General features: G+C 59.7%; 20 protein-coding genes. 11 read left to right on the top strand and 9 right to left on the bottom strand.

Translation table 11 applies throughout. The features are described 5' to 3' along the window. Positions 1-21 precede the first annotated feature (21 nt). A complete protein-coding gene (locus tag HB676_RS10995) occupies positions 22-1434 on the bottom strand; it encodes a PLP-dependent aminotransferase family protein (protein ID WP_213737860.1) in 1413 nt (470 codons plus the stop codon). Positions 1435-1523: 89 nt separating this feature from the next. On the opposite strand from HB676_RS10995, the gene HB676_RS10990 reads away from it, so the two are divergent. The 6 genes from HB676_RS10990 to HB676_RS10965 all read left to right on the top strand — a co-directional run bounded on the left by HB676_RS10990 (position 1524) and on the right by HB676_RS10965 (position 8711). Continuing rightward, the gene (locus tag HB676_RS10990; protein ID WP_213737807.1) at positions 1524-1943 is read left to right on the top strand and encodes a cupin domain-containing protein; all 420 of its coding nucleotides are present in this window, start codon (positions 1524-1526) and stop codon (positions 1941-1943) included. 19 nt (positions 1944-1962) lie between these two features. After that, positions 1963-2418, top strand: a complete 456-nt coding sequence (locus tag HB676_RS10985; RefSeq protein WP_213737806.1) for a carboxymuconolactone decarboxylase family protein — start codon at positions 1963-1965, stop codon at positions 2416-2418. A gap of 39 nt (positions 2419-2457) precedes the next feature. Then, a complete protein-coding gene (locus tag HB676_RS10980; protein ID WP_213737805.1) occupies positions 2458-3102 on the top strand; it encodes an HD domain-containing protein in 645 nt (214 codons plus the stop codon). A gap of 320 nt (positions 3103-3422) precedes the next feature. Beyond that, the gene (locus tag HB676_RS10975; RefSeq protein ID WP_213737804.1) at positions 3423-4274 is read left to right on the top strand and encodes a hypothetical protein; all 852 of its coding nucleotides are present in this window, start codon (positions 3423-3425) and stop codon (positions 4272-4274) included. A 174-nt stretch (positions 4275-4448) separates the two neighbouring features. Then, positions 4449-5252: a hypothetical protein gene (locus HB676_RS10970; protein ID WP_213737803.1), complete on the top strand. Its 804-nt coding sequence runs from the start codon at positions 4449-4451 to the stop codon at positions 5250-5252. Between the two features lie 111 nt (positions 5253-5363). Beyond that, positions 5364-8711, top strand: coding sequence for an NERD domain-containing protein (locus HB676_RS10965; protein WP_213737802.1), 3348 nt, complete (start codon positions 5364-5366; stop codon positions 8709-8711). Between the two features lie 176 nt (positions 8712-8887). Here HB676_RS10965 and HB676_RS10960 read toward each other — a convergent pair whose 3' ends face one another. Together HB676_RS10960 and HB676_RS10955 are read right to left on the bottom strand one after the other, a co-directional pair. Beyond that, complete coding sequence (locus HB676_RS10960; RefSeq protein WP_213737801.1) at positions 8888-9298, bottom strand: hypothetical protein; 411 nt, start codon at positions 9296-9298, stop codon at positions 8888-8890. A 148-nt stretch (positions 9299-9446) separates the two neighbouring features. Then, on the bottom strand, positions 9447-10505 hold the full coding sequence (locus HB676_RS10955; RefSeq protein WP_213737800.1) for a tyrosine-type recombinase/integrase: 1059 nt from the start codon (positions 10503-10505) through the stop codon (positions 9447-9449). A gap of 111 nt (positions 10506-10616) precedes the next feature. On the opposite strand from HB676_RS10955, the gene dusA reads away from it, so the two are divergent. Next, the gene (gene dusA / locus HB676_RS10950; protein ID WP_213737799.1) at positions 10617-11615 is read left to right on the top strand and encodes a tRNA dihydrouridine(20/20a) synthase DusA; all 999 of its coding nucleotides are present in this window, start codon (positions 10617-10619) and stop codon (positions 11613-11615) included. Between the two features lie 13 nt (positions 11616-11628). Here dusA and HB676_RS10945 read toward each other — a convergent pair whose 3' ends face one another. From HB676_RS10945 to HB676_RS10930, 4 genes are all read right to left on the bottom strand, one after another. Continuing rightward, entirely contained in the window at positions 11629-12141 is a 513-nt protein-coding gene (locus tag HB676_RS10945) for a TIGR02281 family clan AA aspartic protease (protein WP_213737798.1), read from the bottom strand. Between the two features lie 70 nt (positions 12142-12211). Beyond that, the gene (locus HB676_RS10940) at positions 12212-12418 is read right to left on the bottom strand and encodes a DUF1289 domain-containing protein (RefSeq protein ID WP_213737797.1); all 207 of its coding nucleotides are present in this window, start codon (positions 12416-12418) and stop codon (positions 12212-12214) included. 55 nt (positions 12419-12473) lie between these two features. Next, positions 12474-14075, bottom strand: a complete 1602-nt coding sequence (locus HB676_RS10935; protein ID WP_213737796.1) for a HAMP domain-containing sensor histidine kinase — start codon at positions 14073-14075, stop codon at positions 12474-12476. A 221-nt stretch (positions 14076-14296) separates the two neighbouring features. Continuing rightward, entirely contained in the window at positions 14297-15166 is an 870-nt protein-coding gene (locus tag HB676_RS10930) for an NAD(P)-dependent oxidoreductase (RefSeq protein ID WP_213737795.1), read from the bottom strand. A 228-nt stretch (positions 15167-15394) separates the two neighbouring features. Here HB676_RS10930 and HB676_RS10925 point away from each other — a divergent pair, with 228 nt between their 5' ends. The 4 genes from HB676_RS10925 to HB676_RS10910 all read left to right on the top strand — a co-directional run bounded on the left by HB676_RS10925 (position 15395) and on the right by HB676_RS10910 (position 19780). Next, positions 15395-15826, top strand: a complete 432-nt coding sequence (locus HB676_RS10925; protein ID WP_213737794.1) for a VOC family protein — start codon at positions 15395-15397, stop codon at positions 15824-15826. A gap of 261 nt (positions 15827-16087) precedes the next feature. Beyond that, a complete protein-coding gene (locus HB676_RS10920; protein ID WP_213737793.1) occupies positions 16088-17224 on the top strand; it encodes a P-loop NTPase in 1137 nt (378 codons plus the stop codon). Between the two features lie 200 nt (positions 17225-17424). Then, complete coding sequence (locus tag HB676_RS10915) at positions 17425-18516, top strand: TRAP transporter substrate-binding protein (RefSeq protein ID WP_213737792.1); 1092 nt, start codon at positions 17425-17427, stop codon at positions 18514-18516. Between the two features lie 175 nt (positions 18517-18691). After that, positions 18692-19780: a TRAP transporter substrate-binding protein gene (locus tag HB676_RS10910; RefSeq protein WP_213737791.1), complete on the top strand. Its 1089-nt coding sequence runs from the start codon at positions 18692-18694 to the stop codon at positions 19778-19780. 291 nt (positions 19781-20071) lie between these two features. Here HB676_RS10910 and HB676_RS10905 read toward each other — a convergent pair whose 3' ends face one another. Both HB676_RS10905 and HB676_RS10900 read right to left on the bottom strand, forming a co-directional pair. Next, a complete protein-coding gene (locus HB676_RS10905) occupies positions 20072-21673 on the bottom strand; it encodes a TRAP transporter large permease subunit (RefSeq protein WP_213737790.1) in 1602 nt (533 codons plus the stop codon). Beyond that, on the bottom strand, positions 21670-22209 hold the full coding sequence (locus HB676_RS10900; RefSeq protein WP_213737789.1) for a TRAP transporter small permease subunit: 540 nt from the start codon (positions 22207-22209) through the stop codon (positions 21670-21672). Before HB676_RS10900 ends, HB676_RS10905 begins: the two co-directional genes overlap by 4 nt. Positions 22210-22238 lie beyond the last annotated feature (29 nt).

Raw genomic sequence — 22238 nt, 5'->3', positions numbered from 1 at the left:
ACGGAAGAGTCTTGAAATTAATCAGCTGAACCGACGGATGACTTCGAAGAGCCGATCACAGGACTGGGCAAGGTTCTTTGTCGGCGCGGTCGCGACCCCAAGCAGAAGCCCAAACTCGGCGCTATCAGGCGACACATACCAAGCCGAAAGCGGCGTCGGAGACATGCCGAACGCCGAGGCTTCGCGTGTGACGGCCAGGTCCGACGTTCCCCTCGGCAATTTCAGCAGCACGGCCAGACCGGGTGCGGCGACGCGATCGGCGCCGACGGATGCTTGAAGACAATCCAGCAGCGCCCGCCGCTTGGCGGCATAGGCGCGCTTGGTGCGCCGGAGATGGCGCATATAGTGGCCCTCGTGCATGAATTCGGCGGTTGCGAGTTGCACCGCCGGGCCAGGGGGCGGTGCGAGACACGCTGCCACCTCCGAGAACCGAGATACCAGTTCGACCGGCGCGACCAGAAAGCCAAGCCGAACAGTCGGACTGATCGTCTTGCTGAACGAACCGATATGAATGACGCGCGCATCCCGGTCGAGCGACGCCAGCGCCGGCGCAGCTCTGCCGACCAGTTGCAGCTCGCTCAAATAGTCGTCTTCGATCACCCAGACCTTGTTCGCCGCGGCCCATTCGAGCAGACGAAGACGCCGCTCAAGCGACAAAGTGGAACCGAGCGGCGCCTGCTGACCGGGGGTCACGACGACCAGCTTCGCGTCAGGACGATGGCGCAGGCCATAATCGATATCGATACCCTCGGCATCAACCGGGATCGGAGCGAGGGACAGACGTGCGAGCTCAAGTCCCTTCCTGGTGAACGGGAAGCCTGGATTCTCGACCCAGGCGGTTTGTCCGGCCAGACCAAGCACGTTGAGCGCCAAGCCGAGCCCTGCGCTGAAACCGCCGGTGACGATGACTTGCGATGGCGTGCAATTGATGCCGCGGGCGACGGCAAGATAGCCCGCGATTTCCCTCCTCAGTTCGAGCTCGCCGCGCGGATCTGGATAGAGCGGAGGAGCACTCGCCTCGGCACGGACGGCGTGCGCGCGAATGCGTGCGAACAACGTTGCCGGAAAGGTCTCGATGGCCGGCACACCCATCTGGAACAGCGCAGGTCCCTGCGTCATCTCCCGATAGGTCTCCATGAACGAGCCTGCGTCCGGCGGTTGCTCGCTGTTGACGACGGCGCGCGGACGTAGCGCGACGCGGGTGCCTGTCGCCCGCGAAGCTTCGATCAACTGGGCGGCGGCCAGCTTTTCGTATGCGGTCCGTACGGTGCCGCGCGCGACACCGAGTTGGGCCGCGAGATCCTGCCATGAGGGGAGGCGCGCGCCCGGCTCCAGCACGCCACCCTCGATGGCCGTCGTCACTCCCCTTCGGATCTGCTCCGCCAAGGGTGTCTTTGCCGTGCGGTCGAGGCTCAGGTTCAGCGGCTTGGTCATGGTCTCGTAGTACATAATTTCTTTGCGTTCTTGGTACTTTTCTCTGGCCCAGCATGGGCCATCTTCGGGTTTGCAGAAAGAGAAAGCCCATGAAGATCCGCACTCTTGTCGCCGTTGCCTGCGCCGCTCTCGCCTTCGCGGTCGCCGGGCCAGCCTCGGCGCATGACGTCCGGGCAGAAACGGTCACGCCGAAATTCAATCAGGCGATTCCGAACATCCCCGGCAAGTCACTCGTCGTTGTCGAAGTCGACTATGCAGCGGGCGCGGCATCCCCGCCGCACATGCACGCGAAATCCGCTTTCATCTACGCCTATGTGATCTCGGGTGCGATCGAGTCCAAGGTGAACGACGGCGAGACCCGTATCTACAAGGCCGGCGAGAGCTGGTCCGAACCGCCGAAAGCCACCCATTCCATCAGCCGTAATGCGAGCAAGACCACGCCCGCGAAGTTGCTCGCAGTCTTCGTCGTCGACTCCGACGAAAAGGCGCTCACCACCCCCATCAAATAAAACCGAAAGGATGAGAATGATGACCAACAGGCTCGATTACAACCAGATCGCTCCCAACGGGATCAAAGCGCTCGGCAGTGTCTATGGCTATGTCCTGCAGAGCGGCCTGCCGGGTGAACTGGTGGATCTCGTCTATCTGCGGGTCTCGCAGATCAACAACTGCGCCTATTGTCTCGACATGCACACACGCGACCTCATCAAACGAGGGGTGAAGATCGAGAAGCTCGCGCTGGTGCAAGCGTGGGAGGAGGGCGGCAGTCTCTTCAGCGAGACCGAACGCACCGCATTTGCCTGGGCCGAGAGTGTGACGCTCGTCGCGGAGACCGGCGTGCCGGACAGCGCCTTCAAGGCTGCGCGCGAGGTTTTCGACGAGAAGCAACTCGTCGACCTCACGATCGCGATCGGCCTGATGAACACCTACAATCGCATGGCCATCAGCTTCCGGAACACGCCGCAGGCCGTCCTCGAACATTAAGCCGGCGCTGCACCGATCAAGTAACGATGAGGACAAGCCATGACGTTCGAGACGATATCGGGAGTGCGCGTCCCGGACAGCAAAATCGCGCGCGAAGTGACCCAGCTCATCCGCGACACCGAGAGCGATCTGCTCTTCCATCACTCCATCCGTGTCTATTTCTGGGGAGCCTTGACGGGAAGCCGGACGGGGCTGAGCTTTGACCCGGAACTGCTCTACACCGCCGCCATGTTCCACGACATCGGCCTCAGCGCACGCTATGAAAACAGCCAGCTACGCTTTGAAGTGGACGGCGCCAATGCTGCACGTGATTTTCTTCGCGGGCACGGCATTTCCGAAAGCGATATCGAAACGGTCTGGAATGCCGTCGCGCTCCACACAACGCCCGGCATACCTCAATATATGCGCCCCGAGATCGCACTGGTGCAGGCGGGGGCCGGCATGGACGTGGCCGGCCGTGGCCATGATCAATTTACCGACGCGCAGCGCGAGGCCGTCATCGCCGCCTTTCCTCGAGAGGCTGACTTCAAACATGGAATCATCGATGCGTTCTATCAGGGCATGAAGCACCGTCCCGACAGCACCTTCGGAACCTTCAACGACGACGTCCTCGCGTTGAAGGATCCGAACTTTCGGCGGATCGATATGTGCAGCATCATCCTTGCTTCAAACTGGAACACCTGAACTGACGCAACTTTTCGGCTAGAGCCGCGGCTTCGATCCTGGGGCACATGTCCACGGCATTATGGCCGGCCATCTGATGCTTTTCTCAGCCTCGATGCGGCATGAAAACTCCACTGCTAACGCGTCACGTGGTTTGTGATATCCGGTTGTTATACACGGCGATGGCGGCCGCCGAGTCCCGCGAATCACCCGCAATAGATATATTATCGGTCCTGGTAAAGCCCTGAGCCATCTGATCATTTGGCAATGATCTATTCGACGTGTGCCATTCCGTATGATCTCGGATTCGTTGGCTTCAATGGCAGGGGAGTCATATCGCGATGATTGATGACGACCTTCGCATGCGCACTGGACGCCTGCTGGCAGGGCAACGACGTGTGGATGATCTTGATCGCCTGTTCCTTGGCCTGCGCGACAGGCATCACGGAAAGGAAAGCGTTCGCGAGATTGGGGATTTCGTGGCGCATCGGGCAGAACGCCAGAAAGGCCTTGTGACGCAGGTCGCGCGCGACGTGCTTACGAGCGTGAGCGTCTGGAGCTTGGGCTTCCGCAACAAGAAGGCGGAGAGGTCTGACATCGTGCGAGCCGCAAAAGCGAACTTCCGCCTCGCAACGGATCAGCAACTCAAGGACGGCTGCGGCCTGCGGCGACCGGTCGTCAAGCACAGGCTAGACAGCGGCCTCGCCAAATTCGAGCGCGGGGAAACAATCACCGATGAGGAAATGGCCGTCCTCCTATATCTCGGCAATCGCTTCATCTGGAAGCCCGCGTTCAACGATGGCCAACTATTTTCAGAATTCTGCGAGGTGATGCGGAAGAATGCGATCATTGATGCGGGCGACGTAAGCGCACTTGAGAACGTGCGGGCATTCATCACACTTTACGCCATCACCTGCATGCACGGATCTGTTATTCAGTTCGACGGGGACATGCGCGGCGAGTTGCTCGCGGGCTTCGCGAACCGCGATCGCCTGCTCGAAGTCAAAGTCCAGATTCGCTTTGATGACATGCCGAAACCGATCCTGGCTCCCATCTGCATGTTCCTGACGTCCCTTCAGCCTGACGCCCACTGCGAACCTGCATTGTTGTCGTTTCAGGGCGAGTGGCTGCCCGGGGTCTGGTCCAAGCCGATCGAAATCAATACCCATGGAAAACTCAACTTCATCGGCTAGTTGCAAGCTTGTAAAAGAGCCGACTCAGTTCTACGATCATAGGTCGGGTATCGAGCACCTGTGACCTGTCGCCGGGTCGAACGCTCCCTCTGCATCTACCGCTCACATCTGCATCTCACCTCAGTGGGCTGCTGCGTAATCGGCGAACAGCATGGCCCGTTAGAGGAGATGCACATGTTTGTGCTTCGTATTTCCGTAACCCCGCTTGTCGTCGAGAAGATCAAAGCGGAGCTCACTAAGAGCCTGCCGGACGTCAAATCATCCCATCGTGTGGAGGCACTGGGGCGCGGTCTCGGCTTCCACACCTACGCAGCGCTTCGGTCTGCATTGCACTCAGCTACTCCGGTTACCGTTGCGGTGACGGCGAGGATCTTTTCGGCTTACCTCAACGAGCGCGGCTTCGAAGTGGAGGGGGCTCATCTTTACCGAGCGGCGGCTCAAGCGGCCATTCAAACCATTCTCGATACAGTACCGAGGCTGCATATCCATGGCATCGGCTTCGGGCGCCCGCAGCGCAATGCCGACGGTTCGCGGCAGACATCCCAGCAGCAGTACGCGGAATTTTTGGAGCGTCGGCGGGAATGCCTCGGACAGAATGCGGCTGAGGCATTCCTTCGGTCTTTGGCATTGCTGGCCCGCGTCGAGCCGACCAAGACGATCCGATCAGGTACAGGGAGCTATCGGTTGAAGCACATTGCTGAGAATTATGTATGCACATATCCCGAAGGCGGAAAACTTGGGCCGGACTACGTACCCAATGGGATGCTGATCGCTGCGGCCTTGCACATGGGATTTAAGTACAGGACCCATGTCGATGATCTGGGTTATGATACGCAGAACGCGAGTTTCAACATGTCGAAAGTTGTTATCGATGATCTCGACGTTGAGCTTCGCCCGCGTTCCGGACTCGCGCAAGACCGCGCTCGCGCGCGAGAAATGCGCGAAGCGCGGAAGCAAGGATTCGTGATTCAGTTTTAGGGTCTGGCATCTGGGTCCGTAATCTATCCTGGCGTTCGGCAAGAAAGCCGGCGTCAGGGACATACTCGAATTGTTGTGCGCTCATCGTGCAGAGATGTTGCGGAGCCTCCGGTGGCCTCGATAGAGATTTTCATTGGCGCGCCGATTGAGCATGCTTCCGAGCGGGCCACGCTGAAGCACGCCTATGAATTTCTGTCAGCGTATAGCATTCCAGCCATCATCCTTGCGAATGTGAATCTTGGCGACCGGCAAGTCGATCTCGTCATCGCGATCAACGGAGCCGCGCTGGTCACTGAGTCAAAAGGCTTCACTTCGGCCGTGCGCGGGGGCCATAACGGTGATTGGGAAGCTCACCTTGCTTCTGGTGCTTGGAAAAAATTCTCAAACCCATATCTGCAAGCCATCGGCGAGAAGCTGGCGTTGCGCGACGCGATGCGAAGCTTCGCTGGGGCCGATGTTCCTTATCCGAATGCGGCCTTGATCTTCGTTCCGGCCGTTCCTCCGGGTTCGATGGTCCCGCAGGGTGATTTCAAGGTTTCGATTGGCGGCCTCGATGTGCTTCCGACGTCTATCACATCGATGAAGCGCGACGGGTGGTCGTTGGACCAGTGGCGCGTCTTCGTGGCCCATCATCGCTTGCTCGCAGTACCGTCAATCGACGCGGCCTTGAGCCCGCAGTTGCTCGATGCAGAGCAGTTACTCGGCGCCTACGGTGAGGCATTCATCCGAACCTACGGCGGGCCCGCGTCTGAGATGGTCTCCATGTCGTGCGTTTGCGAAACCGAAGAGCTTTCGTCGGAGGTCGTGCTTGAACGATCCATGCGGAACGACAACGTATTGCTGATGGGACCTTCAGGGTGCGGCAAGAGCTTGCTTTCCTACAGCATCGGAGTCGCCGGCTTGGGGCGTGGAGATATGCCCATCATCGTCCCGGCGAAAGATTTTGAAGGGAACTTGCGCGATGTCGTGAATCGCGAGGCGGCGTTGCTCGAGGCGAGGTCTGCGGCCGCGGTGATCTCCGCAGCGCGACGGCTGAACCGCCACCTAGTGCTTGTCGTCGATGGCTACAACGAATGTACGCCAGCGGAACGCCAACGCTTGACCCGAAGCATTGCAGCGGCGGCAAAGCGTTATGATGCGCACGTCGTCGTTTCGAGCAGAATTCCGCTTGAGCGCAGCGATCTTCTACCCGCACGCAGCTATGCGGTGCAGATACCGGACACCAAAACAAAACTGGCTATCGCGCAACAGGCTGCCGGCGACGTTTCTGCCGAACCGTTTGGGGAGTTGCTCGGCACGGTGGGAAGTGGTCTTGAAGCGAAGATGATCGGGCAGTTGGGACAGCAGCTACCGCCCGACGCCAGTAAGTATGGCTTGTTCGATGCCTATGTGCGCGAACGGCTAGGTTCTGCCGCCTCCGACGGAATTCGTGCCCTGTCCCGCATTGCGGGAGCGATGACCGAACGTATCAGTTTCGGCCTTTCGGTCCGGGAGCTAGACCGCCTGTCAGACCGCGAAGGGGTATCGGGCGCATTATTGCAGACGCTTCAAGACGCAAACATTCTGGGCAGGCGTGGTGACCGGGTGAGTTTCAGCCACGAAATGTTTCTCAACGTATTCGCGGCCGAAGCGATCATCCGGCGAGCGGGTGACGATCCCGAAAAGGTAGTGGCGGCGCTGCGGTTGCCGCAACACCTTGAGCTGAGGCCGTTCGTACTGGGAGCGATCGACGATGACAGCTTCCGGCGCCAGGTGTTGCCACATCTTTCAGACGAGCGAGTAATTCAGGCCTGCCTGGCGGGCCAATGCGGACCCGATGCGCAGCGTTGGGCAAACGAGCGCTGCGATGAGGTACTTGCGCGGGTTGGCCAGGAAATCGAGAGCGTGCGGTTTGACGTTTCCGACGAGTTCATGTGGCATGTGCAAGCAAAGCCGGAGACAGTTCAGCGGTGGTCTGTGCAGGACCGTGCCATCCTTGCAGCCATTCCGCACGAGCTGGTAGCGGGCCGCCGTCTCGATGAGTTGCTCGGTCTCATAGGGAAAATGGACGATCGGTTGGCGGAAGAGCATCGCAGATTGCTTGATCAAGCCAGGGAAAAGAAGCTTGGTCTGCGAACGGGCCTCTATGCGGTCTGCTATGCGGGCGTAGGGGTACGCGAAATTGGGCTTTCGTGCATTTGCAGCCCCATTTCGAGCGGTCACCTCTACAGCGGACCAAAGGTCGCAGCGAATGCGAACCTGCGCGGCCGGTTGCAGTCCGAAACCTTGAGCCCCGGCCAGATTGGTCTGCTAATCGAACTCGACAAGTATTCCGATCGCGACGCGCCCTCAATCGGTACGATCCTTCCCGGAATTCTCGTTCGAATTTGGCCGAGAGCCGCCCACCATCTGCGGCTCGGGCTGATGCATACGGCGATGATGAGCGCGCACACATTAGATGAAGATGAGCGTAGCTCTTTGATTGCGGCCATCGAGGCAACGTGCATGACCAATGGCGGCTATGACGCGTGGGGGATGATCGATGCGCTCAAATCCCTCGGCGCGCTCGACGACGACCAGGAAGAACATGTCGCGACCGTTAGGGCGGAGATGAACGAGGTATTGGCCGACCGGGACACTCCTGATTCATGGAGGCGTGCGGCCGGTCTGTGGAACGCGCAATTCGATCATCCCTATGATGGCGCTTATTGCGAATGCTGGAACGGCCTTTCCGGCGACGACCGCAAGGCCTTGCAGGTCATGGCCGCGAGAAGCATCGATCGCGACTCGATGTTCACCCCTTCCTTGATCGCGGAGGTCGCATCACATTTGGACCCGGCCGTCGGACCAATCATTGAGCGCTGGACGGGATTGCCGCCTAAGAGGAATGCATCCTTCCAGGACAGTATTCGCGCGTTCGAAATGGCCCACGCGGCGCTGGCGCGCCTCCGTTGCCCCTTGCCTGACCGTTCGGCCGAAGCGGTCTCGGCGGCGGACCATGCGCTGCTGGCTTGCGGCCGGATTCTCTACTGGCTGAATCGCGACGATCTTCCGGTTTCGGAACGCAAGGCGAATTGTGCAACCGCGCTCGCCGTTCTGTCGCGCCATGAAGCCGGTGTCGCGGCTGCCATCGTTGGGGAATTCTTTAGGTCGGACCTCATGTTCGCTGAAAGCGCGCGGCGGCTTCCGGGCTCGGAGCCGGTAGTGACCTCTCTTGGACAATTCTTCCCCGATGAGGTCGCATCGATCTACCGGGCGGCCCTTGAAAAGCCGACTATTCAATCCGGCTATTTCGAGTTCTTTCGTATCGAAGACGTAATCGAAAAGGCTTTGGTGAATGTGGGGCGGTTCGGCAGCGCGAGCGATATTCCACTGCTTCGCGCTTGGTCGGTCTATCCTGATCTGGGAGCCTTCGCGATACAGGCCATCAGGGAGATTGAAGAAGCACCTGGCCAGATGAAGTTGCGTGCGAAGGGCTAGAGACGGGCTTCGTTACGGCTAATCAAATAGATCCATGACATCTCATCAAGCAGGTCCATGACATAACGTGTGTTTCCGTCGCGGATTTTCGCAAGCTCTGCCAAGTTACCGATTTGCCCCACCATCGCCGCGTCCCCTTCAATCACTGTCGGCCGGAAATATCTTCCGGGAATCAGTCACCGCTCGTATTCGTCGATTTCCTTGCGCGCCGCTATGATGAAAGCTGCTTTCAATTCGGCATAGGTGGCTGTGCTTTGCGGGGCCACGGAGTGTGATTCCAAGATAATGGCGCAAATGGCCTTTGCCGCATTGACCACCGGCACCGCTGCCAGGAGTTCGATTTCTGAAAAATATCGCGTCATCGGATGAAAGCCGCCGACCTGACTGGATTTCTCATCCATGCTCTTGAGTATCAGCCTGTCCGTCTCCGCGAGGAAATCTGCATAGAGGCGCTGCCTCATTGCGACTTTCTGGCGATAGATATCGCGCTTCCAGTCAGTCTTTTTCGCCCACCAGCCGAGGGACGCTGCGAGAATCGCGACGACGGCCGTGCTTGCGAAATTTAGAAATGGTGCGATGAAGTCCATCGACGTCGGTACTCTCGATCAGGTCGCCAACCAATTTGACAGAGTCGGTTTTTTGGATAGTTGCGAGTGGCGCCCAATTGCGTAGTTTGGGCGTTAATTGTTAGTGGTCTGCCGTTCACGGCGCAGAAACGTTCGGGGCCGTTCGCGGTCACGCCGCTCTCGTTCCTAGAATGGTGTGCAATTTCTCGGGCTTCAGGTGAGTATATCGACGCAACATCTTCCAGTCCTTGTGGCCGGTTACCAGCGCGACCTGTTCAATCGTAAAGCCGGCTTCGAATAGTCGACTCGTGCCTTCATGGCGAAGGTCATGAAAATGGAGGTCTTGTATCTTCAAGTCTTTGCATTGACGGCGAAACGCCGTGCCGACCGAGCGTCCGTTGTAAGGAAAAATTCTGCCCTCGCGGATGTTTGAAAAGCGTCCTTGTTCTTCAATGATCTTGCACGCGTCGTATCCCGAGACGTCCAGCAGCGGGATGCGTTGATCGTTGCCTTTCTTCTTCCGAGGATCCTTGCGATCTCGAATGAGAAGCATCTTGCTTTCGGGATCAAAGTCACGCCACTCGACGCGCGCAATTTCGTCCTGCCGCATTGCCGTTGCGACGGCAAATCGAATGATCCGATCAACGGGGATTTGTTGCCGATCATTAGCTTCGAGACTCGCGATGATGAGATCGAGCTCCTTCTGTGTTGGACGACGGTCGCGCTCGTTGCCCTTGCCGACAAGACCAAGGCGTCCGAGAGCAATACGTGCGAGATTGATTGGTTCGATCGAAACGGTCACGCCATGCACCGCGGCGGCATGCGAGAGGATCGTTTTGATGTATCCTAAATCGATGCCGACCGTCACAGGCCCCGCGCCCTCTTGCGCGCGCTCCTTTCCGAACTTGATGAGACGCTCGCGATCGAGTTCGCCCAAACGGAGAAGCCCGAGCCTCTCGTCAAGGAATTTTAGACTCGCGTCCTTCGACCGCCCGATTTTCTTGCTGACCTCTTCAAGGTCTTGGCGGTGAAGAGCGATGAGATCGCCAAAAAGCTTGGCCTCTCGGGCTCGCGAAGTTGCGGGCTCCTGACGATCAATTCTTCGCTCGATATCCAGTGCCCATTCCTCGGCGTCCTTACGGCGGACGAACGTCTCATTGACGTATTTTCCTTTACGCCGGACCTGGGCACGCCACGAACCCGACTTTAATCTGCTAAAGGTAGCCACGCGTGTGCGCTCCGTGTGCACTGAGGCGTCGAAAAGCCGGAAAAAACGTCGTGTCATGGCGTAAAATAGAGTGCACACGACGCGACCTAACGATTTGAATGTACTCGAAAAATGCAGCTAAATCAATCACATAGATTTGCCGTGGCGCCTATGATGGATTGGACCGATCGGCATTGCCGTGTGTTCCACCGTCTGATGACGCGGCGGGCGCGGCTCTACACGGAGATGCTGACCACGGGCGCCATCTTGCATGGCGATCGCCGGCGGTTGCTGGGTTTTGATGCCAGCGAGCATCCGGTCGCGCTGCAGCTCGGTGGCTCTGATCCGCGCGATCTCGCTGCCGCGGCGAAGATCGGCGAGGATTTCGGCTACGACGAAATCAATCTCAACGTCGGCTGCCCATCGGATCGCGTAAAGGACGGCCGCTTTGGCGTCTGCCTGATGGCCGAGCCGGCGCTGGTCGCGAGCTGTGTCGAAGCCATGAAGCACGCCGTGCGCATTCCGGTCACGGTCAAGTGCCGGATCGGCATCGACGATCAGGATCCTGAAGTGGCGCTGGATGCGCTCGCGCGCGGCGTGATCGCGGCTGGTGCAGATGCGCTGGTGGTTCACGCCCGCAAGGCCTGGCTCAACGGATTGTCGCCGAAGGAAAACCGCGACATCCCGCCGCTCGATTATGACAGGGTCTACCGGCTCAAGGCTGCGCTGCCTGAGGTGCCCATCTCGATCAATGGCGGCATCAAGAGCGTTGCCGAGGCGAGGACGCATCTGGATCACGTCGATGGCGTCATGCTGGGGCGCGCCGCTTATCAGGAGCCGTGGCGCCTGCTGGGCGTTGATCCCGAACTGTTCGGCGAGGCGGCGCCGCATGCGACCATGAAGGACGTGTTCACGGCGATGATGCCTTATATCGAAAGCGAGCTTGCGCAGGGTACGCGGCTGCATTCGATCACGCGGCATTTCGTCGGCGCGTTTCACGGCGTGCCTGGCGCACGCGCCTTCCGCCGTCACCTCGCCGAGAATGGCGTCAAGCCCGGCGCCGGCGTCAATGTCCTGCGTGATGCGATGGCGCTGGTCGAGGACCGCGTCGAGGCGTCGATCGCGGCTTAACTGAAGAAGAATATCAGGGATAGCCGCGCAGCATCAGCCGGTCGGGACGCACTTCCCAACTTTCCAGTCGGTCCAGAAAGCTCATGCCGAGCAGATTGGTCTTCATCTGTCCGTGCGGCACCACCAGCGCCGGCACGGAACGCTCGACCAGCTTGCCGACGGCCAAGCGGTCCAGCGTCAGCCGCGCGGCCTTGGTGCGTCCGCCGGCGGTCTCGACATCGACGTCGTATTCCAGCAGCTCCAGCGGCAAACCGGCGGCCTTGGCGGTTTCATAGGTCAGCACCACCGATGTCGCGCCGGTATCGATCACCATCGGCGCGTTGACGCCGTTGATCTTGGCCTGCAGCGCAAATTCACCGCCCTGGCCGCGTGAGACCTGCACCGCGCGGGGAGACTGTGTCGTGTGCTTGCGCAGCATTCCCGAGACGGTTTCGCTGGCGTGCGCGATCCGCTCCGGGTCGCCATAGGCGACCACCGCGCCGGCCGTCGCCAGCAATACCAGCATGACAAGCATGATGCGGCTCACAGCGGGACCCCCGTGCAAGTGTTTGTCGATTGGGTGTTTGTCGATCGGGTGTTCGTCAGTCGGATGTTGGTCAGTCGGGTTTGGGGCTGACCGGTGCGAGCTGAGCGAGTCCGGCCTCGGCCATCCGCGTCGGTAGCTGCGCCATCAATGTCAGCCGCTCGTCGCTTTCCATCCGGTGCCAGCGCGCGATCTCCGGCAGCGTGCGGCCACAGCCAAAACAAAGGCTGGTTCTGGGATCGATCATGCAGACTGCGATACACGGCGTTTCCATACTCATGGTTGGAGTGTGAAATGATTTTGCGCGCTGGCGCAAGGTTCCGGTTGAGTTTCCCTTACAATCCGGTCCCCGCGCTCATGATGGGTTTATTGCGGGGGCGGCGCTTCTCGTCCGTCGGCGCGCTGACGGCTTCCGGTTGCAGCGGCGGCGCTTCCTCAGCCATCGGCGCCAGCGCCGACATCACGCGCTCGGGCGGGAAGGTCACGATCACTTCGGTGCCGATGCGCAGTTTGGATTTCAGCGTGAAGGTGCCGCCATGCATGTCGATCAGGCTCTTGGCGATGGGAAGGCCTAGGCCCGCGCCTTGCTCGGCGGATTTGATCGAATTGGAGCCCTGGCCGAATGATGCCAGCACGATCGGGATTTCGTCCTCGGCGATTCCCGAACCGGTGTCCTTGACGCTGAGATATTGTCCGCCGGACGCGGTCCATCCCACCTTGAGCCAGATCTCGCCGCCTTGTGGCGTGAACTTGATCGAGTTCGACAGCAGATTGAGCACGATCTGGCGTGTGGCACGCTCATCGCCCCAGATGCGCGGCATGCCCTGCTCGAATACTTCATGGATCGTGATGCCGCGGGTGGAGGCGCGCAGCTTCAGGAGATGGTGGCAATCGGCCACCACATGCACCAGCGACACGGCTTCCTCGTTAAGTTCGTAACGGCCGGCTTCGATCCGCGACAAATCGAGAATTTCGTTGATGAGATTAAGCAGGTGCACGCCCGAATTGTGGATGTCGGAAGAATATTCCTTGTACACCGCGACCGCATGACCGCCGAAAATTTCACTCTTCATCACTTCGGAGAAACCGAGGATGGCGTTGAGCGGCGTGCGCAATTCGTGGCTCATTTGCGCCAGAAACCGCGACTTCGCCACGTTGGCGGATTCCGCGCGATGACGCGCCTCGTCGGAAATCGATTTCGCCTGCTCGAGTTCGCCGATCAGCGCATCCTTTTCGGCGCGCGCCTCCAGCGTCGCCAGCGTCGTCGAATGCAGGCGGTGGGCGAGCAGCGCGAAATAGCCTTCGGCGGCCAGTGCCAGCAGCGCCAGCACGTAATTGTCGAACTTGCCGCTCAGCGCGAAGCTTGCCGCAATCCCCGAGGTGACCGGAGCGGTGGCCGCCAATGCTGCGATCGGCAGGTTGGCCGCAAGCATGCTCGAGACCGCAATCACCAGCATCACCAGGAACATCATCAGCGCATTGGAGACGACGTCATAGCTGGCGGGATGGATCACGATTGCGGCCCAGCACAGGCCGTAAAGCAGGTCGAGCAGCACAAATCGCGTGCGCCATTTGCGGGTCGGGGTCTTGGTCGGCGGCTCGGCGAGGAACCGCGCGCAATTGCGGATGATGGCGGCGTGGATGCAGAGCATGCCGCAGGTCCATGCCGCGGCAGCCACCGACTGCAGCCAGAAGCTGAACAGGAGTCCGGTGGCTACCACCAGCAGCATGACGACATACGACGCCGAGATGCGCGTTTGGGCGTATTGGCGGACGAGTTCGCGATCGAAAGCCGGGCGGGTTCCGCTGGTCGACGTTAACCGATCGCGGGCCTCGCGCACCCGCTGCGCAGCGGCGCGGCGGTTACCGACCGGCACGGCGACAGGGGGGTCAGCCGGAAGCTGCACAACTTCGGGCTTTTCAGCGGCTTTACTCATCAAACAACACAAATCCTGCCCGCGGACGGCGCGAGCTTTTGCATTGTCTATCTGTGGCGCTAAATCCTTAAGAGCTGACTTAAAGAGCTAAAAAATCACGTTAATGAGTGGTTAAATTAACCTCTCTCGCGTGGCTCGAAGGTGCTGCCTTTTGGCCCCCCGAGATGAACAGGAACCGGCGAACCGCTGCTTGTCAGCGGATCGCCTTGTTCGTTCCTGTCTCAGCGCTGCAGCCGCGCCAGCAGGCTGGAGGTGTCCCAGCGCTTGCCGCCCATCTTTTCGACTTCCGAATAGAACTGGTCCACGAGGGCTGTGACTGGCAGGTTCGCACCATTGCGGCGGGCTTCGGCCAGACAGATCGACAGGTCCTTGCGCATCCATTCGACCGCAAAGCCGAAATCATATTTGTCGTCGTTCATGGTCTTGTAGCGGTTTTCCATCTGCCAGGATTGCGCGGCGCCCTTGGAGATGGTGTCGATCACGGCGGCGACATCGAGTCCCGATTTCTTGGCGAAATGAATGCCTTCCGAAAGGCCTTGAACCAGGCCCGCGATGCAGATCTGGTTGACCATCTTGGTCAACTGGCCCGAACCGGCCTCGCCGAGCCGCTTGCACATCCGGGCATAGGCCGCGATCACGGGCTCAGCGCCGGCATAGGCGTCGGCGCTGCCGCCGCACATCACGGTCAACACGCCATTTTCCGCACCGGCCTGGCCGCCGGATACCGGCGCATCGACGAATTTGAAGCCCGCCTTGGTGGCGGCGGCATCGAGCTCGCGCGCGACTTCGGCGGAGGCGGTGGTGTGGTCGACGAAGGTCGCGCCCTTCTTCATGCCGGCGAAGGCGCCGTCGGCGCCGATGGTGATGGCGCGCAGGTCATTGTCGTTGCCGACGCAGGCCATCACAAAATCCTGACCTTCCGCGGCCGCCTTCGGGGTTGCAGCGGTTTTGCCGCCGAATTTCTCGGCCCATGCCTTCGCCTTGGCTGCCGACCGGTTGTATACCGTCACCTCGTGGCCACCTTTAGCGACCAGATGTCCTGCCATGGGGAAACCCATCACGCCGAGACCGAGAAAAGCGACTTTAGCCATGTGTACAACCCTGGTGTTTTGCCGGTGCCTGGAGCGGGCCGGACGTCTGGTGGAGGAGGGCGGGGGGCCGGTTTGGTGGTCGAACCCGGCCCTGCCGGAGATTGGAAGGCGCACCATAAACCCTGCGCCATGAAGGGCAACGCCCGCGTTTGGCGGCCGGGCGTGGTTTTATGCTAGAACGAGGCCGGGGGATTACCGATTTCAACACAACAAAGGGAGTGAGTTCGCATGAGCGTCGGCGTACTCGATCATTTCAATATCCGGACCCGCAAGCTTGCCGATACCGTCCGGTTCTATGAGGAAATTCTGGGGCTGGAGAATGGCGATCGGCCGAACTTCGCGTTCCCCGGCGCCTGGATGTACAGCGAGGGCAAGCCGGTGGTTCATCTGGTCGATATTTCACCGACGGCTGAGCAGCAAAAGCCCGATTCCGGCGTCGTCCACCATGTCGCCTTCGCCAGCCGCGATTTCGCCGGCATGAAGCAACGGCTGCAGGCCAAGGGGATGGCATTCGACACCCGCCAGGTTCCGGGCGGCGATCTCTGGCAGATCTTCGTCAATGACCCCAACGGCGTCATGATCGAACTGAATTACGAGGCCGCCAAGGAACAGGGTGCGGCCGCTCCCACCGAGCGCCGGGACGATGTCGGCAGCAGGTAGCCTTTTGGGCGATTACGCTCTATTGGGTCGCATTCGAACATCGTTTCGCTACGACCCAAAGAAGCATCCGCTTTTTCAGGCTCGTTCTAATCGCTTGAAAGTGAATCGCTTTTTCGTCATGCCCGGCCTTGTGCCGGACATCCACGTCTTACTTTAATGGAGTCAAGAAAGACGTGGATGGCCGGGACAAGCCCGGCCATGATGAGCTTGGCAGCCCAGTTTTGTTGGATTCTTTTTCGTTAGATTCTCAGGAGACCCGACGTGAGCGTCACGCAACAACAGGTTTTGGATGCATTGGCCAAGGTGGCGTCGCCGCGCGGCGTTGCCTTGACGAATGCCGGCGTACTCTCGGCCATCACCGCCAACGACGGCAAGGTGTTTTTCTCGATCAATGTCGATGCCACCGAGGCGCGGGCCTGGGAAGGCGTGCGCGCCGCCGCGGAAGAAGCCGTGCGCGCCATTCCCGGCGTCACGATGGCGATGATCGCGTTGACCGCAGAACGCAAGGCCGGTCCTGCCGCGGCAGCACCACCGCCGCCGCATAGCCACAGCCATGGCGTGCAGCCTGCCGCGGCGCATAAGCCGCCGCAAAGTCCGGCATCGCCGATGTCCAAACAGTCGGAAATCCCCGGCATCGCGGCCGTGATTGCGGTTGCTTCCGGCAAGGGCGGGGTCGGCAAGTCGACGACCGCACTCAATCTGGCGCTTGGCCTGCGCGATCTCGGTCTGCGCGTCGGCTTGCTCGACGCCGATATCTATGGGCCTTCGGTGCCGCGGCTGACCGGCATCCGCGAGAAGCCGCAGCTCAACGACGACAAGAAGATGATTCCGATCACCCGTTTCGGTCTGGCGATCATGTCGATCGGTTTTCTGGTCGAAGAGGAAACCGCGATGATCTGGCGCGGGCCGATGGTGATGTCGGCGATCACCCAGATGCTGCGAGATGTTGCGTGGGGCACGCTCGATGTGCTGGTAGTCGACATGCCGCCCGGCACCGGTGATGCGCAACTGACGCTGGCGCAGAATGTCCCGCTCAAGGGCGCCATTATCATTTCGACGCCGCAGGATCTTTCCCTGATCGATGCGCGGCGCGGGCTGGCGATGTTTCGCAAGGTCAATGTGCCCGTACTCGGCATCATCGAGAATATGAGCTATTTCCAGTGCCCGCATTGCGGCACGCAGTCCGACATCTTCGGTCATGGCGGCGCGCGGCATGAGGCCGAGCGGCTGGGGGTGCCGTTTTTGGGCGAAATTCCGTTACACATGTCGATCCGCGCCACTTCGGATTCCGGGACGCCCGTGGTCGAAAGCGAGCCCGACGGGCCGCACGCGGCAATTTACCGCGCAATCGGGGCCAAGGTCCGCGAGCAGCTTCAGGGTGCCACGGCCGCCGCCTGAGCCGGTTTTTCGGCCCTATGCGACTTTCGTTTAATCGGGGCAGTCATGTAATTGGGGAAGTCATGCCTTGGTCGCGTTTTCGTGAACCTTACTTCCGTGTTAAAGCCCCGCCAGAGCGTGTTCGGGCTGCGTGGAAATCGCCTCGCCGAGAGAGATGCGCCTGCACTATGGGAAAGACGCCCAACAAGGAGAGACCTTAAATGAAGCGCCGTGATTTTTTGAAAGTTTCAGCGGCCGGTGCCGCTGCCGTCGGGGCCGTGTCCTCGCCGGCCATTGCCCAATCCTCGCCCGAAATCAAATGGCGCATGACCTCCAGCTTCCCGAAGTCGCTGGACACGCTCTATGGCGCGTCCATCGAGTTTGCAAAGTACGTCGCCGAAATGACCGACAACAAGTTTCAGATCCAGGTGTTTTCCGCCGGTGAAATCGTTCCGGGCCTGCAGGCGCTCGACGCGACGTCCAACGGCACGATCGAGATGAGCCATACGGTGGCGTATTATTACGTCGGCAAGGATCCGACCTTCGCGATCTATGCCTCGGTGCCGTTCGGTCTCAATGCACGCCAGCAGAATTCATGGTGGTATCAGGGCGGTGGCCAGGAACTCGGCAATGAGTTCTTCAAGAAATATAATCTGATCGCTTTCCCCTGCGGCAATACCGGTACCCAGATGGGCGGCTGGTTCCGCAAGGAGATCAAGACCGTTGCCGATCTCTCCGGATTGAAGTTTCGCATCGGCGGCATTGCCGGCCAGGTGTTGCAGAAGGTCGGCGTGGTGCCGCAGCAGCTCGCCGGTGGCGACATCTATCCCGCGCTTGAAAAAGGAACGATCGACGCGGCCGAATGGGTCGGCCCGTATGACGACGAGAAGCTTGGTTTTCAGAAGGTCGCCAAATATTATTATTACCCTGGCTTCTGGGAAGGCGGTCCGACGATTCACGCTTTCTGCAATCTCGAGAAGTGGAATTCGCTGCCGAAGAACTATCAGGCCATTGTCGCCAACGCGACCGCGAACGCGAATAGCTGGATGGCGGCGCGTTACGACATGCAGAATCCATCGGCGTTGAAGCGCCTGGTCGCCGGTGGCACGCAACTGCGGCCCTTCACCAATGAAGTGCTGGAAGCCTGCCTGAAGGCGACCAATGAATTGTGGGGAGAGATCTCCGCAAAGAACGCGGACTTCAAGAAATCGATCGATGCGATGCAGGCCTATCGCTCGGATGAGTATCTGTGGTGGCAGGTCGCTGAATATACCTTCGACAGCTTCATGATCCGCTCGCGCACCCGCGGCTGATTGTCACTTAAGAGTTAGCCAAGCCCTTAATCGCAAGCCCGGCCTTACCAAAGGCCGGGCTTGTTGCATTGCGATACCCTCAGTTCGTCATGGAAATCCGAAACTGGATGCTCCATGCTGCGTGAAAAGCCTCGGCACGAAGGCTGACTTGCACAATCACACAGGGGGAATCTCAATGAAGCGTCGAGACTTTATCAAGGTCACCGGAATAGGCGTCGCGGGCGCGGCCACCATGGCGGCGCCGGCGATCGCGCAGTCGATGCCGGAGATCAAATGGCGGATGACGACGAGCTGGCCGAAATCGCTCGATACGCTGCACGGCGCCGCCGAGCAGATGGCCAAGATGGTCGGCGAAGCCACCGACAATAAATTCCAGATCCAGACTTTCGCGGCCGGTGAAATCGTGCCGGGCCTGCAGGTGCTCGACGCCGTGCAGAACGGCACCGTCGAAATGGGGCATACCGCGTCGTATTATTATTTCGGCAAGGACCCGACCTTCACCTTCGGCTCCTGCATTCCATTCGGACCTAACGCACGACTCAGCCAGGCCTGGTACATGCTGGGCGGCGGCAAGGAACTCCTGAACGAGTTCTACAAGAACTATAACGTCACTTCGCTGCTCGCGGGCAATACCACCTGCCAGATGGGCGGCTGGTTCCGCAAGGAGATCAACACGGTCGACGACCTGCAGGGCCTGAAGTTTCGCATCGGCGGTTATGCCGGGCGTATCCTGGCGAAGCTCGGCGCGGTGCCGCAGCAACTGGCTGGTGGCGATATCTATCCCGCGCTGGAAAAAGGCACCATCGATGCGGCGGAATGGGTTGGCCCGTATGACGACGAGAAGCTCGGCCTCTACAAGGTCGCGCCGCATTATTACTATCCCGGCTGGTGGGAGGGCGGTCCCATGCTGCTCGCGATGGTCAATCTCGACAAATGGAACGCGCTGCCGAAATATTATCAGAGCCTGCTGGAACAGGCCGGTCATTTCGCCAACAACTGGATGATGGCGAAATATGACGCGGTCAATCCGCTGGCGCTGAAGAAGCTGCTCGCCGGCGGCACCAAGCTGCACGCGTTCTCGCCGCCGATCATGGAAGCGAGCTACAAGGCCACCAAGGAGCTCAACGCCGAGGTCGCATCGACCAACGCCAATTTCAAGAAGCTCTATGACTCGGTGTCGGCATTTTCGAGCACCGGCTACCAATGGTTCCAGGTCGCCGAAGTCGGTTACGACAACTTCATGGCCCGTCACGCGCAGATCTGATCGCGGCGCCGGGAACTTCGTAGGATGGGTGGAGCGCAGTGATACCCATCGCGTCTCTATAAAAGCGATGGGTTTCGCAAGTGCTCAACCCATCCTACAAACCGGTGATTGAGCTATAGCGTTTTCGAGCGAAGTGGATACCGGCTTCGCGTGAAGAAAACGCGTCAAAACAGAAGAGTAGAGCCCGGTTCTGATTCAATCAGAACCGATGAGGTTCTAGGCGAATTTACAAACGAAAAACTCCCGGAGCGAAAGCTACCAGGAGTTTTGCTTTGTGGGGGGACATCGCGGCTACTTCGCCGGTGGCCCGAAGTCGAGCGGTGGCAGCTCCATCTGCGGCACGTCGATCTTGATCGTGTTGAGATCGACATTGAGCGGCTTGTCGAGCAGGCCGGTCACCGTGATCGGGAACGCGATCACGATCGCGACCATGATCGCCTGCAGTCCGACCCAGGGCAGCGCGCCCCAATAGATGTCGGAGCTCTTCACTTCCTTGGGCGCGACGCCGCGCAGATAGAACAGCGCGAAACCGAACGGCGGATGCATGAACGAGGTCTGCATGTTCACGCACAGCATGACGCCGAACCAGATCAGCGCGGCATCGGGGCCTACGACCGGCGCCAGGACTTTCTGCGCGATCGGCGCAATCATCGGTAGGATGATGAAGGCGATCTCGAAGAAGTCGAGGAAGAACGCCAGGAAGAAGATGAACAGGTTGATGAAGATCAGGAAGCCCCAGACGCCGCCGGGCAGGGAGGTCAACAGATTTTCCAGCCAGACGCCACCGGAGACGCCGAGGAACACTACTGAGAAGCAGGTCGAACCGATCAGGATGAACACCACCATCGTGGTGATGCGCATGGTGGTTTCATAGCCCTGCTTGATCAGGTCGCGCAGTTCGGGAATGCGCACCGCCTCAAGGCAGATCCAGACCACCGCCAGATAAGTGATGGCGAACGCCAGCTTGAAGACGAGACCATCGGTCGCGAAGATTCCGATGATGGTGCCGATACCGCCGGTGATCACGCCAATGATCAGCGCCTTGCGGCCGGTGGTGCTGAAATCCTTGCTGTGGATCGCCGCCAGTACGATGGCGCCGACGGCGCCCATCGCGCCGGCCTCGGTCGGCGTCGCCAGACCCATCATCATGGTGCCGAGCACGACAAAAATAAGCACCGCGGACGGGATGATGCCGAGCAGGCATTTGCGCCACAGCGGCCAGCCCGTCAGCGTCAGTTCGGTTTTCGGCACCGGCGGCAGGTAATCGGGCCTGAAAATGCCGAGCACGAAAGTGTAGCCGGCGAACAGGAATATCTGGAAGATCGAGGGACCCCACGCGCCGAGATACATGTCGCCGACGGACTTGCCGAGTTGATCGGCCAGCACGATCAGCACCAGCGACGGCGGCACCAATTGCGTGATGGTGCCGGAGGCCGCCAGCACGCCGGTGATGTAACGCATGTTGTAGCCGTAGCGGATCATCACCGGCATCGAGATCAGCGCCATCGCAATGACCTGTGCCGCCACCGTGCCGGTGATGGCGCCGAGAATGAAGCCGACCAGGATAACCGAATAGCCGAGGCCGCCGCGGATCGGGCCGAACAACTGGCCCATCGAATCCAACATGTCTTCGGCAAGCCCGCAGCGCTCCAGGATCGCGCCCATGAACGTGAAGAACGGAATCGCGAGCAGCAGCTCGTTTGAAAGCACGCTGCCGAATACCCGGCCCGGAATCGCCTGGAGAAAATTCAGATCGAAAAAGCCGAGATGAATGGCTAGGAAGCCGAAGGAAAGTCCGACCGCGGCCAGCGTGAAGGCTACGGGAAAGCCGATCAGCATGGCGACAACCAGGCCGCCGAACATCAGCGGCGGCATCGTTTGCAGCGTAATCATTGCGTCGGCCTCTCGTATTTCGCATCGATCGTCACCTGCCCCTGAAGGGCGGCGATGCGCTTGATGACCTCCGAGACGCCTTGCAGTGCGAGCATAACGAAACCTGAGGGAATCACGAATTTGATCGGCCAGCGAATGAGACCGCCGGCATTGCCCGACATCTCACCGACGGCATAGGCCTGATAGAAGAACGGCCAGGACAGATAGGCGAGCAGTAGACAGGCCGGGATCAGGAAGAACAGTGTCCCGATCATGTCGAGCCAGAGTTGTCCTCGCTCAGAGAGAAACAGATAGAGGATTTCGACCCGGACATGCTCGTTGCGCTTGAAGGTGTAGGAGGCGCCGAACATCACCAGGATCGCGAACATGTACCATTGCAGTTCTAGCCAGCCATTCGAGCTGTAACCGAAGGCATAGCGGATCATCGCATTGCCGGCGCTCACAAGGCAGGCAGCCAGCACCAGGAAATTGCAGACGTAACCGATTTTTTCATTGATCAGGTCGATGACGGTGCTGATCGCCAGAAATGGACGCATGGTGTTTTCTCCGGCGCTCGCCATCAACG

It is taken from the genome of Bradyrhizobium sp. dw_411 (assembly GCF_018449695.1).
Classification (GTDB): Bacteria; Pseudomonadota; Alphaproteobacteria; order Rhizobiales; family Xanthobacteraceae; genus Bradyrhizobium.
Note: the sequence above shows the minus strand (reverse complement) of the source record. Positions and strands in the feature narration are given on the sequence as shown.

Bases quoted from the DNA above. Each gene is read 5' to 3' on its own strand.
- HB676_RS10995 (WP_213737860.1), bottom strand. From the start codon at position 1,434: ATGACCAAGCCGCTGAACCTGAGCCTCGACCGCACGGCAAAGACACCC.
- HB676_RS10990 (WP_213737807.1), top strand. From the start codon at position 1,524: ATGAAGATCCGCACTCTTGTCGCCGTTGCCTGCGCCGCTCTCGCCTTC.
- HB676_RS10985 (WP_213737806.1), top strand. From the start codon at position 1,963: ATGACCAACAGGCTCGATTACAACCAGATCGCTCCCAACGGGATCAAA.
- HB676_RS10980 (WP_213737805.1), top strand. From the start codon at position 2,458: ATGACGTTCGAGACGATATCGGGAGTGCGCGTCCCGGACAGCAAAATC.
- HB676_RS10975 (WP_213737804.1), top strand. From the start codon at position 3,423: ATGATTGATGACGACCTTCGCATGCGCACTGGACGCCTGCTGGCAGGG.
- HB676_RS10970 (WP_213737803.1), top strand. From the start codon at position 4,449: ATGTTTGTGCTTCGTATTTCCGTAACCCCGCTTGTCGTCGAGAAGATC.
- HB676_RS10960 (WP_213737801.1), bottom strand. From the start codon at position 9,298: ATGGACTTCATCGCACCATTTCTAAATTTCGCAAGCACGGCCGTCGTC.
- dusA (WP_213737799.1), top strand. From the start codon at position 10,617: ATGCAGCTAAATCAATCACATAGATTTGCCGTGGCGCCTATGATGGAT.
- HB676_RS10940 (WP_213737797.1), bottom strand. From the start codon at position 12,418: ATGAGTATGGAAACGCCGTGTATCGCAGTCTGCATGATCGATCCCAGA.
- HB676_RS10935 (WP_213737796.1), bottom strand. From the start codon at position 14,075: ATGAGTAAAGCCGCTGAAAAGCCCGAAGTTGTGCAGCTTCCGGCTGAC.
- HB676_RS10930 (WP_213737795.1), bottom strand. From the start codon at position 15,166: ATGGCTAAAGTCGCTTTTCTCGGTCTCGGCGTGATGGGTTTCCCCATG.
- HB676_RS10925 (WP_213737794.1), top strand. From the start codon at position 15,395: ATGAGCGTCGGCGTACTCGATCATTTCAATATCCGGACCCGCAAGCTT.
- HB676_RS10915 (WP_213737792.1), top strand. From the start codon at position 17,425: ATGAAGCGCCGTGATTTTTTGAAAGTTTCAGCGGCCGGTGCCGCTGCC.
- HB676_RS10910 (WP_213737791.1), top strand. From the start codon at position 18,692: ATGAAGCGTCGAGACTTTATCAAGGTCACCGGAATAGGCGTCGCGGGC.
- HB676_RS10905 (WP_213737790.1), bottom strand. From the start codon at position 21,673: ATGATTACGCTGCAAACGATGCCGCCGCTGATGTTCGGCGGCCTGGTT.
- HB676_RS10900 (WP_213737789.1), bottom strand. From the start codon at position 22,209: ATGCGTCCATTTCTGGCGATCAGCACCGTCATCGACCTGATCAATGAA.